This window comes from Lysinibacillus phoenicis (assembly GCF_047238325.1).
GTDB classification, from domain to species: domain Bacteria; phylum Bacillota; class Bacilli; order Bacillales_A; family Planococcaceae; genus Lysinibacillus; species Lysinibacillus irui.
The window spans coordinates 3,214,950-3,231,341 of the sequence record NZ_JBDFMP010000002.1; the positions used below are offsets into that span (position 1 = coordinate 3,214,950).

Here is a 16,392-nt window from a genome sequence, read left to right on the forward strand (position 1 = left end):
AAAATGATTAATGTAATCCAGTATTTAGAGCAAAATCCTAGCCTAGTTGCACTATTAAAGGAACAAAAAGCCGCATTAATTGGTGTCTCATCTACAGAACAAAAAGCAATTTTAGAATCGTTTAACGGTGATATGAATGCAGAAAGTGAAATTTGGAACTAAAAACATTGCGTAATAAATTGTTTTGGCCTGCTATAATTCTCTATTTAATTATAGGTCTGTATTTAAATTATGTGAATTATAGCGCGCCGTATATTGAAATAGAGGTAGAAAAAGAAGATGGAAAGTGGCTAGTAACAAGACTGTATTATAAAGACTGGGCTAATAGGCAAAATTTATCCATTGGCGATGCCATTTTAACTGTAGATAAGCGTCCAATTGACTCTTTTGATCAGCTAAGGTATAAATCTAGAATACTATCTGCCAATGATTTAACCATAATGAAGCCCAATGGAGATTTAATTAATATACATATTAAGCATTTGGACATCCCTCAGCAGTTTATCTATGTATTAATCATACCAGCTTGTTATTATTTACTAACGTTATTTGTTGCGTTCTACTTACAATTTAAACAAAGGAATTCAAAGTTAGTAGACTTACTTATTCTTTTTGTATTATCTGTTTCATTAGCATATGTAAGTAGCGGTGTCTCTGGCAGGTTAGATGCTATTGGAATTATTGTAAATCGTAGTAGTATGCTGTTATGTTTAGTCGTCTTATTACATTTTTTAAGAAATTATTATTCATTTGTGAAAACAAATTGGATGTTTACCAATAATATCAGGCTCTTTTATATACTTCCTATATTCGCTTTTATACTAGGGTTAATGGGCACTATTTACCCTACTGCTAACGATATTCTTTCAAATATTGTATTAGCTATGTTTCTAATTCTCCTTGTGATTATCCTTAGTATTTTATTAATAAGCTATTTCAAATATAGCTCACCTCAGTTGAAAATTTTCTTAAATAGTATTTTAATACCGTTTCTACCGTTCCTATTTTTATATGCACTCCCAAAAGTACTTTTTCATACGTACATTCTTTCATCTGAGATTAGCTCATTATTTCTATTGCTTATCCCTTTTAGCTTTATCTTTACACAATTAGCAGAAAGGTTATTTGATATTGAGTACCATATTACAAGATTACGTTATTACGTTATTTTTTCTTTAATCTTTACAGTATGGTTTACTGTGGGACTTTATTTTATTGCTGGTCAGTATTTAACAATGACTGCTGTATCAGGGGTTGCTTTCTTTACATTTTCCTCATTAGTTATCCTTTTTTATATAAAAGAAAAGGTCGATTATCGAAAACGGAAGATACTATTTTCGACGAAGGGCGATTATATTCATCAACTATATACTGCTGTGGATAAAATCGGTAAGACCATTAAAATTGACGAGCTCTTAGAAAAATTTGCTTATGAGGTTTCTATGCACCTTGAGCTGGAAGATGTTTTTGTCCTAACATATAACTATGAAACAAATGAATTCATGACAGTTGCTGAGGAAAATTTCACGATCCATCCTGATACAATGGAAGAAATAAGGTTAGGAGAAATAAGAAAGGTTGACAAGGTTTATGTAGCCTTTCTTCATCAGGATGCACGATATAAGAGAGCTTTAGTGCTAGGGCATAATAATACGATTCATTTAAAAGATGAAGAGCTTTTATGGCTTGAGTTACTCCTATTGTATGTAAATAATTTTATTGAAAATACAAAGATGGTAGAAGAACTATTAGAGGAACTAAAGCATATGAAGCAAGCTGACGATGGTCAATTACCATGGCTGAATAAGCTATTATGGATGAGATTCGAAGAAGAAAAGTATTTGCTAGCCCAAGAGTTGCATGACACCAATTTACAGGAACAACTCCATATAGCCCGAGAGGTGGATGTCCTAGTTAATGCAAAAGATACAACGAATATGCAAGAAAAGCTGGCAGAGATTCATAAACAAATGATTACCTCTCTACATGAATTACGTACCTATTGTGAAAATCTAAAGCCGCCGTTACTAGACACACTAGGTTTAAACGCAGCATTGGAAAAATTAATAAGAAAAGTTCAGGAGAGGGCTAACTTTTTGTTAATTTATACGATTGATCGTCTCTATTTAGAGGATGAGCGTATGAATTTAATGATCTATCGATTGTTTCAAGAGCTACTGAATAATGCTTTAAAACACTCTTATGCAACTTCAGTTGAGATTCATTTAAAAGAAAAGAATGATGGCTTTGAAATTGTATATATAGATGATGGTGTAGGATGTAACGTGGAGGATATAATTGTAGCAGAGTCGATGGGTATTCGAGGTATGCAGGAGCGTGTGAAAGCATTTAATGGACAATTTTATATTGACTCAAACGTCAACAGAGGAATGGCTATTAGAATAATTGTGATAGAAGGGAGTGAAACACATGATTACGATGCTCATAGTGGATGATCACCCTATAGTGTTAGAAGGAACTAAAAATTTATTTCAAGACAATGAAGATATTATTATTGATACTGAAAGTGATGCTACCTGTGTCATTCAAAGAATAAATAATAAGCCATATGATATCTATTTAATCGATATCAATATGCCTTTAGAAAATGGAATTAACTTAGCTCGTAATATTAAAGCCATTCAGTCAAATGCTTCCGTTATTCTCTATACAGGAGATGATATCACGGATTATTATCCACTCATTTTAGAAAGAAAAATAGAAGGAATTTTAGCTAAAACTGCCTCTAAGGAGCAAATTTTAAGAACAGTAAGAGCGATTGCAAATGGTGAAATTGTTTTACCTAAAAACTTCTTAGATTTTCTGGATGATAAATTTAAACTGCAGGATGCTAAAGATATTCATTTAAATGAAAAAGAAAAGAAAATATTAAGACTAATAGCGGAGGGGCATACGAATAAAGCCATTGCTATTGAACTCAATATTCCACAGCGCACAACAGAGAGATATTTAACTCAACTTTTTTCTTTGTTAAATGTAGATTCACGAACAGAAGCTGTGAATCTTGCTGAAAGAATGAATTTACTCTAATTTCGTACTATGCTATACTGTTGGTATATTTTTCAATAAAGAGGGTACTTATTGAAAATAAATAACCAACTCTTAACTTAGTAAAATAAATCCAAAATTCTATGTAAAATAGCCTATAGTATAAGGAAAACACCGCCAAAAAAGTGGCGGTGTTTTTCTATATCCGCCAAATCACGCCAAAAATTGACCTGAATCACGCCAAAAAATTGGCGTAAACCCGAAGTTGAAAATACGGTATAACAACTGGTACGCTTAATTTAACCGTGGTTAAGTAGATTTGCTATAGTAAGTAATATACAAATGATTTTATTAATAAAGCAGCCTGACTATCTATGAATAAAGTAACGTTAGTAGATTGTAGAATGTTACTAGCTAGTCAATATACTTCACCATAAAACTTTATAAAGGTAGGCGTGTATTGTGAAAGTAGAACTTGAAAATTTGTTTTCCATAGATGAAACTAGTGAAGATCAAGTTATTAACGTTTATAATCGTCATGGTATTGCTATTGGTGCGCCTGAAATTAGAAAAAGAAATTTAAAAACAAAGTTTAATCCCATTTTTACACTCAACGAAGATGTAACATACGAGAAGGTTACAGCGTTGTATGAATCTTTAGAACGTGAATTTGGTATTGTGTCAATAGGAGAACGTTTTTATTTTGAATTTTCAGATATCGAATATGAAAGGGCACCTTTATTTACTTTAAATTCAACAGGGAATTCTCCAGAAATGTTTTTAGAAGACAAAGGGACACTCTTCTCTTTAAGTACCCATTGTAAATGTTGCGGTCTTATGGATAAAGAGCAGTTATCACCAATAGTAATTGATACAACGCAGATGAAGGATAGACATTTGGTCCATGTAAATGGTTATTGGGTAGCCTCTGAGGAACTGGTATCATTAATGAAAAAGGAAAATCTAGAAGGCTACGAGCTTTTGGAAGTTATCCATCAAGGACCTGAAGAAGGAAAACAACCAGCTTATCAAATCATTCCTAGACAAATGCTACCTGAAAGTAGCAAGGACAGAGTGAAATTATACTTTGCCACTGAACAGCCTCCATGTAGCTGTGGTTTAAATGGAGTAATCACTGGCCCTGATACTTATCATCATGAGGATTTAAAGGATTTAAAAGGTGATGTGTTCTACTCAGCTGAGTTTAGTCATGATGGATTATATCTTTATAGAAAGACATTGTTTAGTAAAAGATTTAGAGAAGCTATTATAAAAAATGGTATTTCTCGAGAAGTAAGAGGAGAGAAAGATCCAAACTTTGGTCCTACAGATTGGCTGTTTGATCCGGTATTAATCAAGTAACCAAAGTTGGAACAATAAAAGGATAAGGGAGTGTTTAGGATGTTTAGAAAAATACTACCTATAGTAGCCATTTTATTTATTGTTGCCTTAGCAGTTTCCGATTATTTTCACAGACCAGATGAAGAATCAATCATGATTTATCAAGAATACAAGAATATAAACCTTTCTTAATGCGAAAGCCTATATTTTCACTTAGGAAGAACGTATTTGTGTTATGATGTGAAGAACATAGCATAAATGTTTTAGAGGTGAAAGTATGAAAAAATGGGCTTATCCATTAGCAATTTTAACATTAGTTATCTTTATTGTTTTAAGAGCAACTTATCAAAAACCGTTTATGAATACATTTGATGCGAAAGTGGCAGATATTTTTTTAGGTAATCGGTTTATCGAGTTCTTTCATTATATAGGGGAGCCCAAATTTGTTGTGATTGTGGCAGTAGTGTTAATCGTTTATTTAGCATGGAAGGTAAAAAATTATCGAGGTATGCTATTTGTTGTGTTAACGTTTGCTGCGGGCAACGTATTAAATCAATTACTAAAGAAATGGGTTCAACGACCACGACCAGAACTGGAGGATCAACTGACATCCTTTAGCTTTCCATCTGGACATGCTATGACAGGTATTTTGTACTTGTTCACAACTGCTTATCTTTTAGCTGAAAATAATAGTAAGAGCCGGAAAATCCTTTTATGGCTTGCAGCAATTATACTTATGATACTTATCGGACTATCACGTATTGCTGGAGCCCGGCATTTTGCTACAGATGTGCTTGCTGGGTGGTGTATGGGCTATACATGGTTTGTCATCTGTGTCATTTGGTATGAACGTCGTAAACGAAACTTTCAATTGAATCATAAATAAACATGTAAGCAGTATCATTCAATATTTGTGTGAATTGATACTGCTTTTTTATGTTCTATTGGGCCTTAGTAAAGAATGATATTCACCTTATAAAAAAGAATTGCGTATAGGAAACTTCTACGTTAAGATGAGTACAATAAGAAAAAGAGAAAAGGAAGAAGGGAATGGACGGAAATGTTTTACTGGCATTGGGATTGACTCTTTTTGCCGGGCTTGCAACGGGTGTAGGTAGTTTAATAGCATTTTTTACATCACGTACAAATACAAAATTTTTATCATTAGCATTAGGTTTTTCAGCAGGGGTCATGATCTATGTTTCCCTAGTAGAGATTTTTGTTAAAGCTAAAGATGCTTTAACCAATGCATTAGGCACAACAAATGGCTATTGGATGACAATCCTCGGTTTTTTTGGGGGGATGTTATTTATTGCTTTGATCGATAAATTTATTCCTAAAGCGACTAATCCTCATGAAGTAAAGCTAGTTGAAGATGTGAATGCGATTAAACCAAAGGTCAATGAAGATCATTTGATGAAGATGGGGATATTTACTGCTCTCGCTATTGGCATTCATAATTTCCCAGAGGGAATCGCCACATTTATGTCAGCTATTAATGACCCGAATGTTGGGATTGCCATTGCCATTGCGGTAGCCATTCATAATATTCCAGAGGGCATTGCTGTATCCGTTCCAATTTTCTTTGCAACGGGTAATCGTCGAAAGGCTTTTAAATTATCCTTTTTATCAGGATTAGCAGAGCCTGTCGGTGCATTAGTAGCATTTTTGCTTCTTATGCCATTTTTAACGGATGTAATGTTTGGTATCGTCTTTGCAGGTGTTGCTGGAATAATGGTCTTTATTTCATTAGATGAATTATTACCCGCAGCGCAAAGATACGATGAAACACATTTGTCGATGTATGGTTTAGTAGGGGGAATGGCGGTCATGGCCATTAGCTTAGTGTTATTAGCATAATAAGTAGAAAACAAGAGAGCCATCTTAGTAAAAGTGGCTCTCTTGTTTATTCTCACATTAAATAGTGGGAACAGTGTTTGTTGAATCCAGAAGTTCTTGGACAATGTGTAAACAATCATGGAAAGTAGTAAAAGGTTTATAAGGAACATGAAGCTCCTCACAGCGCTGGATAAGGTGGTCTCTAGCAAGGACTATATCGGCTAGTTTGGCTGCCTCGAAATCAGATAAAGAATCACCAATCACAATTTTATAATGATCTTCTGTAGCAACCTTCCGCATAACGCTAGGCTTGCAGCAGCCGCAACCTTGCGTGCTAAATTTAGTACATGCCTCGTCACAGCTATTTGGATAAATCAGCTCTATCTGATCACCAGAAAAATCTGCTTTATTACAGTAAATACCTGAAAACGGCCCATATTTCTCAACTAAAGGTTTAATGAAAAAATCAACCCCACCACTTACAATATAAAATGGAATATTGTTGTCTTGGGCATAGCGAACAAATTCGCCAAAGCCTTCACGGATGACCGCAGAATTCATAAGGTACTGTATTACATCATCCTTTTGTTGAGTAGAAAGTAAACGAAACATAGCTGAAAGCCCATCTTTAAAGGAAATTGTTTGCTCCATCATAGCTTTGGCAATTTTCTCAGATTCCTCGGGTACAAATTCAGTCATAAGTGAAAAGATATTATCAGTTTCTGTTATCGTGCCATCGAAATCACAGAATATTATTGGTTGCAAGATAGTTCCTCCTTAGAAACATAAGTTCCTAGTAATCTATAAATGTCTAACCTTATACTTCTATAATATTAGTTTTAACCATACTTCCTTTCAAGAAAAAACGCCTACTATTATAGTAGACGTTTCTTCCAATTATCTATTAACTTGTACACCATGTTCATCGGCTTTTGTCAAAATAACCTGATGTTCAGGGAATTGCTCTTTCATTAAATGAACGAAGTCAGAGGCAATAGCCGAGGGAATGATTGAAATCATTGTTGGACCCGCTCCGCTTAATGCTGTTCCATAGGCACCATTAGCTTTTGCAGCTGTACGAATTTCTGCATACGCAGGAATAAGCTTTGCGCGAAACGGTTCATGGAATAAGTCTGCTTCCATATAACGACCAGCACGCTCGAAGTCCCGTGCCATTAAGGAAGCTGCTAACATATTCGCATTTGCAGAAGCACGGACTGTATAGGATCGATTCAATTGTTCTGGTAAAACAGAACGGGACTCACTCGTTTTTAGTTCAACATCTGGTACATATACAACAAAGGATGCATCGATATCATTAATATGAAATGTATCGACTAGGCCGTTATCGTCCATAGAGGATATGGTTAATCCCCCTAAAACAGAAGCGGTTGCGTTATCTGGATGCCCCTCAATTTGTGAGGATAGATTGAGTTTATCTTGAGTAGTTAAATCAAGCTCACATACTTGGTTAGCAAGCTCAATACCCGCAACAATAACAGCTGCACTACTTCCGAGACCACGTGCTAACGGGAGTTCACTAGCCATTTCAACACGACAAGCAGGTAGTTGTTGACCGTATTGTTGGGCGATTTTTTTAGCAATGACGTATAGTAAGTGTTCTTCTAGCTCAAACTCTTTAGGACCATTATCATCAAGATGAATAATATCCCAATGATCTTGTAAAGTCACGGTAAGTTTTAAGTAAAGAGACAAGCCGAGTCCTATTGAATCAAAGCCGGGACCTAAGTTGGCTGTGCTTCCAGGAACTGAGATTTGCCACGTTTTACTCATAGTACACCCTCAATATATGCACGAATTTCTTCTTCATCATTTTTGAGGGATACAACTTCGACAGAAGAAACATTCATTGCAGTATCAGGATCTTTTAGCCCGTTACCTGTAAAGATCGTTACAACTTTAGCGCCCAGTGGAATTTTTCCACTTTCTACGGACTTAATAACACCTGCTAAAGAAGCAGCTGAACCTGGCTCAACAAAAATACCTTCTGTACTTGCAATTAATTTATAGGCAGCTACAATTTCTTCATCTGTAACCGAATCAATCATACCACCAGATTCATCGCGAGCTGCTTCTGCCAATTTCCAACTAGCCGGATTACCTATTCGAATGGCTGTTGCTACTGTCTCTGGGTTTGCAATCGGTTCGCCTTTGACGATTGCTGCGGCACCTTCAGCCTCAAAGCCATACATTTTTGGTAGACCACAATCTTTTGCAGCATGATATTCTTTAAAGCCTTTCCAGTATGCTGTAATATTCCCTGCGTTCCCAACTGGAATACACAAATAATCTGGTGCTGAACCTAAGGCATCTACAATTTCAAAGGATGCTGTTTTTTGACCCTCAATACGATATGGATTTACCGAATTTACAAGTGCAACAGGAGTTGTTTCACTCACCTGGCGAACGATATTAAGAGCATCATCAAAGTTACCATCTATTTCAATGATTTTTGCACCATACATGGTTGCTTGTGCTAGTTTACCAAGAGCAACTTTCCCTTTAGGGATGACAACGATTGATTGAATACCAGCACGTGTTGCATATGCAGCGGCAGCAGCCGAAGTGTTTCCTGTAGAAGCGCAAATAACACATTGACTTCCGTCCTCAATAGCTTTTGCAACTGCAAACACCATTCCTCGGTCTTTAAATGATCCAGTCGGGTTTGCACCTTCAATTTTTCCATAAAGCTCAATACCTAGTTTCTTTGATAAATTCACTAAATGTATAAGAGGCGTATTGCCTTCGTTTAAAGTTAAAGCGGGTGTATTTTCAGTTACGGGTAAAAATTGTTTATATTCTTCAATAAGGCCTTTCCACATAACGTTACGATCTCCTTTTGTTCTTATAGAAAGAACAGTTGTTTTTGTATAAAAGACATTTTAACGCAAATTGCACTATTATTTCAATAGCATTTCGTTAATTGTCGAAACAATTCGGTAATTTGAATTTTACTTGTCACTTTCTTGAAACAACTGTATAGTAATCTTGTAATGTAAAGTCAAGTGTAAAGACAGGTGATTAGGATGACAATAAATACAGCCGTAACAAATAGACCTCAACAACCCATTTCAAGAAATAAGCTTTTGGGTGTTGCAGGGGTAGGGTGGCTCTTCGATGCAATGGACGTTGGTATATTATCTTTCGTCATTGCAGCGTTAGCAGCAGATTGGGGACTTACACCAAGTCAATCTGGCTGGATTGGTAGTATTAATTCAATCGGGATGGCAGTAGGGGCTCTCTTTTTTGGGGTATTTGCTGATAAAGTAGGACGGAAACAAATTTTTATGTGGACACTTGTTCTCTTTTCTGTTGCAAGTGGTTTGTCTGCTTTTACTACGTCATTAACTGCATTTTTAATTTTGCGCTTTTTAGTTGGGATGGGTCTAGGTGGAGAATTGCCCGTTGCCTCTACATTAGTATCTGAAAGTGTAGCAGCAAAAGAAAGAGGGCGAGTAGTTGTTTTACTAGAAAGTTTTTGGGCAGCAGGATGGTTAATTGCAGCGCTTATTTCGTATTTTGTCATTCCTACATGGGGGTGGCGAGTGGCATTGATACTAACAGCGCTTCCAGCATTTTATGCTATTTATCTTCGTTGGCATCTGCCTGATTCACCTCAATTTACTGTGAAGGAAGAATCTAAAAAAAGAAGCATTAGCCAAAATATGAAAGAAGTTTGGTCGAAGAAGTATGCTAAATCGACATTGATGCTGTGGATTTTATGGTTTACAGTTGTATTCTCCTATTATGGTATGTTTTTATGGCTTCCAAGTGTAATGGTTGGAAAGGGCTTTGATATGATTACAAGCTTTAAATATGTTTTGATCATGACATTAGCTCAATTACCAGGATACTTTACAGCAGCTTGGTTTATAGAAAAATTTGGACGCAAATTTGTCCTTGTTTCTTATCTAATTGGTACCGCTGTGAGTGCATTAATTTTTGGGAATGCAGATACTCTTGCCATGCTGTTAACTTCGGGTATGTTTTTATCTTTCTTTAACTTAGGAGCTTGGGGAGCATTATACGCTTATACACCGGAGCAGTATCCTTCTATTATTCGTGGAACAGGTGCGGGAATGGCGGCAGCAGTAGGGAGAATAGGTGGTATTTTTGGTCCATTGCTTGTTGGTTTTCTATTAACAGCAGGGTATGACATAGGTTTCATCTTTGCTATCTTCTGTGGAGCAATCATTATTGGCGTTGTGGGTGTTATCTTCCTTGGGAAAGAAACGAAGCAACTTGAATTAGAATAGACATGAAATTGAATGTTCTGGATCTGAATAATGGATCCAGGACATTTTTGTCTTTATTCGCTAGTTTAAGAAGTAAAAATGAGTATTTATTAATTTTTATTTAATTTAACTAAATTATTTGTTAAAATGACAAATCAATAAAAAAGTTAAATTATAAACTAAATTGCTATATTAGCAGGTTAATGCGATAAAGATTTTTCAGAAAAGTCATTGTATTCAAATTGTAATCGTGATACTGTATTTTTAATCGAATTTTGAGCCAGTAGGAAACAATCTCCCATTCGTGATAAGGTCATTGAAAGAAAGGTTGTTAGGAATGAGTATTCATGAGGATATAAAGAAAAGGTTTGTAAGGCTGTCAAAGGGTCAACGCAAAGTAGCGCAATTTGTAATGGATAATCCCACTACTGTTATTGCTAATGGGGCTGCAGAGGTTGGCAGACTTGCTAATGTAAGTGAATCTACAGTGATTCGTTTTTGTTATGCCATGGAATTATCAGGGTATGTAGAACTTCAAGAGGAAATAAGAAATGATATCATGTCTCAAAGTGTAGGAACTAACCTACAGCCTACATATATTGCTAAAAAGCTGACCAATTCTAACTTTGGTAAGATTATGCATCGAGATAGCCAACATATTCAAGAAACAATTCAGCTAATTAACGAGCAACAAATTCAAAAAAGTTCAAAATGGATGCATGAAGCAGATAATATTTATATTCTAGGTACCTGTCATCATGCATCTGTGGCGAATTGGCTTTCAAACACATTAAAAACGTTACGTACAAATATTAAGCAACTTCGTTTGGACTCGGAGGAGCTAGTTAATCAAATGAATAGCATGGGCGAACATACGACTTTAATTGTGCTATCTTTTGATAAACAAATGAAAGATATTAAGACAATTATTGAAATTGCCAAGATAAAAAAGGTGAAGATTATTGCCATTACAGGTTCTGCATTTTCGCCTATTCGGGAATATGCTAGTGCATTATTTGCTCTTGGCACAAAAAATCATTCTTCGCTAGACATCGCTCCTGTGTTATTTTCTTTCTTGCATGCACTGATAGAGGAAATGATAAGTCAGGACAAGGGGCAGTATGAAAAATATCAGCAATCCTATGAGCAAGTGGAAAATAATGTACTGTTTTTAGATGCTGTTAGAGAGAAACAGGTTTTTTAAGGGAGACAACGCATAGATGGTGTGTAACAACACACAAGTCTATGCGTATTTTTTTGAGAAACTAAAAAAAGATGTCCAAATATGATTTAGACATCTAGGAAAAGTGAATTATAGAATTTTACTTAAGCAATATTCGTTAACATAAGTATTATTTAATTTAATAGCATTTTGTCGAATGCCTTCTTGTTGGAATCCTAGCTTTGTAAAAAGATGTAGAGCCACATTGTTATGCTCCATAACCGTTAATTCTAAACGAGAAATATCACGTTGTTTAGACCAATTTTCAACAGCCTTCATTAGTGCTGAGCCAATGCCCTTTTGTTGATGTTCTTCCTTCACAGCTAAACGAATAGAGGCAACATGTCTCACTTTTGATTGTTTATACCCATGTACGACAGCATAGCCTGCAAATATCCCATTTAAAACACAAAGTAGAATTGTACGATTTTTTAGTTGCTTCCAATAGGCTAAATTTTTACGAAGTTGTTGAACAGTTAGGTCTAGCTCATTTTGAACATTATACATGAAGTCAGTTTGTTGGAAAATCTCCTCTTGTAAATGAATGAATGAACGAGCATCGGATGCTTCAATCCCTCTAATTATGTATGCTGAAGGGTTTTCCTCATTGTTAGCAGTATTGTTTTCAGTAGTCTTCATTTGAGTGCGAGAGAAAGTGACACTAGTACCTAATTTAACATCAATGACATAATAACCTGCATTTGTCCATGATAAATAATGTGAGAGAGGGGGCTTCGTTTTTTTCCACCAGCTTTTATTTAAGTAGGCGGCGTTTGGTAGTGCTTGTCCCATAATGTTTTCTAACTCACTAAAGGATAAAGTGATTTCTTGTTGTAAAGCTACTTCAAAATAGTTTGCTAAAGGAATGTACTTTTTTTCCATCTTCTTTGTCATCGTAATCCCCATTTCCTGAATATCCAATAATATAGACTATCTGATGATAGCATAAAATTATGATGACTTAAATATGAAAACACAACTAAATATCTATGTAAACTATATATTTTAAAAAAAAGATATATTTTTACTATTGAATGTTAAAAAAAGGCTGGTAAAAATAGATAATAGTATAAGAGGATTTAATCGCCTTTGAATTGTACATTACAGGTCAAGGGGGTTATAATCTATCTATCCTATTCGAAAAGTAAGTTTTTAAACGTTTAGGATTATTTTTCTATAGTAAATTTTAGACAGAACGATTGTAGTCTGAGACAAATTGTACCGGTTTTGAGAGAGTTTTTGAGAGATCAGATAGTAAACAACTGTCCAAGATAGGACACCGGCTTTGGGGAATTTGGACCCTTATTTTGCAGAGTCATTAATGGATTCAAAGTTTGACTTTATCGCTTATAAGGCTATAAAGTATGATAAAATAAAATACAAATGTAAGTGCTATTTTAGGAGGAATTGATTCAATGAGTAAAGTATTAGTTTTTGGACATAAAAATCCAGATACAGACACAATCACATCTGCTATTGTATATGCCTATTTAAAACAACAAATTGGTGAGGAAGCTGAGGCAGTGCGTCTTGGAGATGTTAATAATGAAACTCAGTTTGCATTAGACAAATTTGGTTTTGAGGCACCTCGTTTAATCACATCTGTAGTAGGGGAAGCGGACAAAGTAATTCTTGTTGACCACAATGAGTTCCAGCAATCTGCAGACGGTATCGAAGAAGTACAAATTACAGAAGTAATCGACCATCACCGTATTGCCAACTTCCAAACAGCTGATCCATTATATTATCGCGCTGAACCTGTCGGCTGTACGGCTACAATTCTAAACAAAATTTTCAAAGAAAACGGTGTTGCAATACCTGCAAACATCGCTGGTTTAATGTTATCAGCAATCGTTTCTGATACATTACTTTTTAAATCACCAACTTGCACAGAACAAGATGTTAAAGCTGGTGAGGAACTAGCTCAAATTGCAGGGGTGGATGCTGCAGAATATGGATTAGCGATGCTGAAAGCAGGTGCTGATTTATCTGATAAATCTTTAGAAGACCTATTATCATTAGATGCGAAAGAATTCCAATTTGGCGAGTACAAATCTGTTGTGGCTCAAGTCAATGCAGTTGATATTAACGATGTCCTTAATCGCCAAGAGGAGTTAGAAATCTTATTAAATAAAAATGTTGCAGAAAACGGCTTAGATCTATTCTTCTTCGTTGTTACTGACATTTTAAATAACGATTCAACAGCTGTTGCCATTGGACAAGTAGCTGAAGTGGCTGCAAAAGGATTCGGTGCTGAGCTTATCAACAATCGTGTTGTATTACCGGGTGTTGTGTCTCGTAAAAAACAAATTGTACCTGTATTAACAGAAGCTTTAAAATAATATAAAAGAGGTTGTCTATAAAGACAGCCTCTTTTTTTAATCTAGTTTTAATGGTTGTACTGCTGGGCCCTCTAGCACCTCTCCTTTTGCATTAAAACGAGAACCGTGGCATGGGCAGTCCCATGTTTCATCCGCTTCATTCCATTTCGTTTTACAACCTAAATGTGTGCAGGTCGGAGCTGTGACATTCTTCATATAACCAGCTATATATTCCTTTGCGACAAAACCTCCTACTTTGAGCATCTGCATGAATTGCGCACCGAATTTTGTACGTGATGGTGAATAAAGGGCAATGGCTCCATCCTCACTTCTTGCACCGGTAATAAGGGAGGATAGGATGTCCCCAGCGACAAAGGAATTTGATATACCCCATTTTCGGTAGCCAGTGGCAATGAGCACATTTGGCAAGGAGTTTGTTATTCTACCTACATAAGGTACAATATCTGGTGTTTCAATATCCTGAGCAGACCATCGATAGAGTGGTTGCTGCTCAAAATGCTCCTTCATTTCATTGGATATTGCTTCATAATAAGGCTCTGTATTTACGGTCTCCCCAGCAATATGATTCGCTCCGCCAAGTACTAAGTAATGTTCGTTGTTAATAGTAGCTGTTCGGATAGAACGAGAAGGGAAGTCAACTGATAAATATTGTCCTTGCATCGTCTCTGAAACCTTACTAGCAACCATGTATGAACGACTATTAGACAATTTGAAAAGGTGTAGTCCTCTAAATGCCTCAATTGGATAATGCGAGCACAAAATAAGCTTGTTATATTGAACCGAGATGTTTTTTTCGGTATGTAAGTTATTTTGTGGTATGTTTAATTGCTGTACACGGGTATTTGAATATAGTCTTGCGCCCATAGCCTGTGCCTCTTTTGCAAGAAAATTACTAACCTCTAAAGGATTTATTTGTGCCTGTTGTGACATACATAAGGCTTTTGTAATAGGGAAGGGTAGCTCAGTGTCAGAAGTAATTTTTGACTTAATATTTAAAACCTTATAAGCATTCCACTCTTTTAATAATTGTGCATACCCTTCTTTCGATTGACAATATAATAGCGAATCTACTTGCCGCACACTATTTTCCGGAAGTATTTGTCTGGCTTGATCGATGGCTTGTTGATTAAGCTGATAGTAGAGCTGTGCTTCTTCGACCGATAGTTTTTCTAAAAGATTAGCATACACGATGCTGTGCTGCGCTGTTAATTTCCCTGTGGAATGGCCAGTTGTACCGTGTCCAAAATGGGTATTTGCCTCAAGTAGAACCACATCGACACCAGCTTTTGCTAAGGTGTAGGCTGTATATAAACCAGTCAATCCTCCTCCGATAATACAGACATCACAAGTTACAGAGGAAGTAAGTGAAGAGAGTGATACTGACTCGGCAGTAGCGAGCCAAAGAGATTGTGTCATAGATAAACCTCACATTGTTTTTAACTTCAGTATGTAGATAGGCTTGAAAATTTATGCAATGAAGCATAAATATTGCCTTGGGATTTGCTCTGCCGCTACAATGTAGCAAAAGGAGTGAGTTTAATGAAAATTGAAATTTGGTCTGATTATGTATGTCCATTTTGTTATATAGGTAAAAAGCAATTAGAAAAGGCAATTGAAGATACTGGCTATGGCGGGCAAGTGGAACTAGTCTATAAAAGTTATCAACTAGACCCTACTACTCCAGTGGATTCGAATACTACTGTTTATGAATCCTTAGCGAAGAAATACGGAATGTCTATAGAGAAGGCTAAAGAAATGACACTTGGCGTAACGGAACGAGCGAAAGAAGTAGGCTTAAACTATGATTTTAGCAATTTGATGGAAGAGAATACGCTAAAAGCACATCGACTTGTAAAATGGGCTGAGCAACAGGGAGATGTTACGGCACTAGTGGAGACGCTTTTACACAGTCACTTTATTGAAGGAAAGCGCATAGGTCAAGAAGCTGTTTTATTAGAAATTGCTGAGCAGGTTGGATTACAACGTGATGAGGTTGCTAAGGTTATTGCAAATGATGATTATAAAAATGAAGTGGAAGCGGATATTCAAGAGGGTCTACAGCTTGGCGTTCGCGGGGTACCATTCTTTGTTTTAAACCGCAAATATGGTATTTCAGGGGCACAGCCACAGGAGGTATTCGAAGAAACCTTGCGTAAAGTAGCCGAGGAAGAGGGCTTACAACCAAAGCTAAAGATGGCTGGTTCAGGGGATACTGGTGTATGTACAGATGATAGCTGTAATTTTTAAGAGGGTTTAAATACCTCTTATAATACCGAAAAAATCGTAACATAATATTTCAGTCTAAAGTCTGAGGGAAGGAACATTGACTTTTTAGGTGAAATTTTTTAAGATAAACACATATCTTGAATTCGAGATATCAAAA

The 16,392-nt window shown here is 36.0% G+C and carries 16 protein-coding genes; 11 read left to right on the top strand and 5 right to left on the bottom strand.

Features of this window, described 5'->3' with window-relative positions; genetic code table 11:
* Positions 1–3: 3 nt before the first annotated feature.
* The 7 genes from comX (at position 4) to zupT (ending at position 6,210) form a co-directional block, all read left to right on the top strand.
* Positions 4–162: a competence pheromone ComX gene (gene comX, locus ABC382_RS17555; RefSeq protein ID WP_274794730.1), complete on the top strand. Its 159-nt coding sequence runs from the start codon at positions 4–6 to the stop codon at positions 160–162.
* The gene (locus tag ABC382_RS17560; protein WP_412927000.1) at positions 153–2,456 is read left to right on the top strand and encodes a sensor histidine kinase; all 2,304 of its coding nucleotides are present in this window, start codon (positions 153–155) and stop codon (positions 2,454–2,456) included. The genes comX and ABC382_RS17560 overlap by 10 nt, the downstream gene beginning before the upstream one ends.
* Positions 2,431–3,051, top strand: coding sequence for a response regulator transcription factor (locus ABC382_RS17565; protein WP_274794728.1), 621 nt, complete (start codon positions 2,431–2,433; stop codon positions 3,049–3,051). The genes ABC382_RS17560 and ABC382_RS17565 overlap by 26 nt, the downstream gene beginning before the upstream one ends.
* A gap of 420 nt (positions 3,052–3,471) precedes the next feature.
* A complete protein-coding gene (locus ABC382_RS17570) occupies positions 3,472–4,371 on the top strand; it encodes a hypothetical protein (protein ID WP_312506978.1) in 900 nt (299 codons plus the stop codon).
* Positions 4,372–4,410: 39 nt separating this feature from the next.
* Positions 4,411–4,542, top strand: coding sequence for a hypothetical protein (locus ABC382_RS17575; RefSeq protein ID WP_322610591.1), 132 nt, complete (start codon positions 4,411–4,413; stop codon positions 4,540–4,542).
* Between the two features lie 85 nt (positions 4,543–4,627).
* On the top strand, positions 4,628–5,236 hold the full coding sequence (locus ABC382_RS17580; protein ID WP_274794724.1) for a phosphatase PAP2 family protein: 609 nt from the start codon (positions 4,628–4,630) through the stop codon (positions 5,234–5,236).
* Positions 5,237–5,400: 164 nt separating this feature from the next.
* Entirely contained in the window at positions 5,401–6,210 is an 810-nt protein-coding gene (zupT, locus tag ABC382_RS17585) for a zinc transporter ZupT (RefSeq protein ID WP_274794723.1), read from the top strand.
* Between the two features lie 57 nt (positions 6,211–6,267).
* On the opposite strand, the gene ABC382_RS17590 is transcribed toward zupT, so the two are convergent.
* The 3 genes from ABC382_RS17590 to thrC form a co-directional block, all read right to left on the bottom strand.
* On the bottom strand, positions 6,268–6,954 hold the full coding sequence (locus ABC382_RS17590) for a 2-hydroxy-3-keto-5-methylthiopentenyl-1-phosphate phosphatase (protein WP_312506976.1): 687 nt from the start codon (positions 6,952–6,954) through the stop codon (positions 6,268–6,270).
* 132 nt (positions 6,955–7,086) lie between these two features.
* Entirely contained in the window at positions 7,087–7,983 is an 897-nt protein-coding gene (gene thrB / locus ABC382_RS17595) for a homoserine kinase (RefSeq protein WP_274794721.1), read from the bottom strand.
* Complete coding sequence (thrC, locus tag ABC382_RS17600) at positions 7,980–9,032, bottom strand: threonine synthase (protein WP_274794720.1); 1,053 nt, start codon at positions 9,030–9,032, stop codon at positions 7,980–7,982. The genes thrB and thrC overlap by 4 nt, the downstream gene beginning before the upstream one ends.
* A gap of 204 nt (positions 9,033–9,236) precedes the next feature.
* Here thrC and ABC382_RS17605 point away from each other — a divergent pair, with 204 nt between their 5' ends.
* Positions 9,237–10,466: an MFS transporter gene (locus ABC382_RS17605; protein ID WP_274794719.1), complete on the top strand. Its 1,230-nt coding sequence runs from the start codon at positions 9,237–9,239 to the stop codon at positions 10,464–10,466.
* A 316-nt stretch (positions 10,467–10,782) separates the two neighbouring features.
* A complete protein-coding gene (locus ABC382_RS17610) occupies positions 10,783–11,649 on the top strand; it encodes a MurR/RpiR family transcriptional regulator (protein ID WP_274794718.1) in 867 nt (288 codons plus the stop codon).
* Positions 11,650–11,757: 108 nt separating this feature from the next.
* On the opposite strand, the gene ABC382_RS17615 is transcribed toward ABC382_RS17610, so the two are convergent.
* Positions 11,758–12,561, bottom strand: coding sequence for a GNAT family N-acetyltransferase (locus tag ABC382_RS17615; RefSeq protein WP_274794717.1), 804 nt, complete (start codon positions 12,559–12,561; stop codon positions 11,758–11,760).
* A 521-nt stretch (positions 12,562–13,082) separates the two neighbouring features.
* On the opposite strand from ABC382_RS17615, the gene ABC382_RS17620 reads away from it, so the two are divergent.
* On the top strand, positions 13,083–14,009 hold the full coding sequence (locus ABC382_RS17620; protein WP_274794716.1) for a manganese-dependent inorganic pyrophosphatase: 927 nt from the start codon (positions 13,083–13,085) through the stop codon (positions 14,007–14,009).
* A gap of 36 nt (positions 14,010–14,045) precedes the next feature.
* Here the strand turns inward: ABC382_RS17620 and ABC382_RS17625 are convergent, their stop codons facing one another.
* The gene (locus ABC382_RS17625) at positions 14,046–15,425 is read right to left on the bottom strand and encodes an FAD-dependent oxidoreductase (protein ID WP_274794715.1); all 1,380 of its coding nucleotides are present in this window, start codon (positions 15,423–15,425) and stop codon (positions 14,046–14,048) included.
* A 123-nt stretch (positions 15,426–15,548) separates the two neighbouring features.
* Here ABC382_RS17625 and ABC382_RS17630 point away from each other — a divergent pair, with 123 nt between their 5' ends.
* The gene (locus ABC382_RS17630) at positions 15,549–16,256 is read left to right on the top strand and encodes a DsbA family oxidoreductase (RefSeq protein ID WP_274794714.1); all 708 of its coding nucleotides are present in this window, start codon (positions 15,549–15,551) and stop codon (positions 16,254–16,256) included.
* Positions 16,257–16,392: the final 136 nt, after the last annotated feature.

Excerpts from the sequence above, each read along its gene's own strand:
- comX (WP_274794730.1), top strand. The coding sequence starts at position 4 with ATGATTAATGTAATCCAGTATTTAGAGCAAAATCCTAGCCTAGTTGCA.
- ABC382_RS17565 (WP_274794728.1), top strand. The coding sequence starts at position 2,431 with ATGATTACGATGCTCATAGTGGATGATCACCCTATAGTGTTAGAAGGA.
- ABC382_RS17575 (WP_322610591.1), top strand. The coding sequence starts at position 4,411 with ATGTTTAGAAAAATACTACCTATAGTAGCCATTTTATTTATTGTTGCC.
- ABC382_RS17580 (WP_274794724.1), top strand. The coding sequence starts at position 4,628 with ATGAAAAAATGGGCTTATCCATTAGCAATTTTAACATTAGTTATCTTT.
- zupT (WP_274794723.1), top strand. The coding sequence starts at position 5,401 with ATGGACGGAAATGTTTTACTGGCATTGGGATTGACTCTTTTTGCCGGG.
- thrB (WP_274794721.1), bottom strand. The coding sequence starts at position 7,983 with ATGAGTAAAACGTGGCAAATCTCAGTTCCTGGAAGCACAGCCAACTTA.
- thrC (WP_274794720.1), bottom strand. The coding sequence starts at position 9,032 with ATGTGGAAAGGCCTTATTGAAGAATATAAACAATTTTTACCCGTAACT.
- ABC382_RS17605 (WP_274794719.1), top strand. The coding sequence starts at position 9,237 with ATGACAATAAATACAGCCGTAACAAATAGACCTCAACAACCCATTTCA.
- ABC382_RS17610 (WP_274794718.1), top strand. The coding sequence starts at position 10,783 with ATGAGTATTCATGAGGATATAAAGAAAAGGTTTGTAAGGCTGTCAAAG.
- ABC382_RS17615 (WP_274794717.1), bottom strand. The coding sequence starts at position 12,561 with ATGACAAAGAAGATGGAAAAAAAGTACATTCCTTTAGCAAACTATTTT.
- ABC382_RS17620 (WP_274794716.1), top strand. The coding sequence starts at position 13,083 with ATGAGTAAAGTATTAGTTTTTGGACATAAAAATCCAGATACAGACACA.
- ABC382_RS17625 (WP_274794715.1), bottom strand. The coding sequence starts at position 15,425 with ATGACACAATCTCTTTGGCTCGCTACTGCCGAGTCAGTATCACTCTCT.
- ABC382_RS17630 (WP_274794714.1), top strand. The coding sequence starts at position 15,549 with ATGAAAATTGAAATTTGGTCTGATTATGTATGTCCATTTTGTTATATA.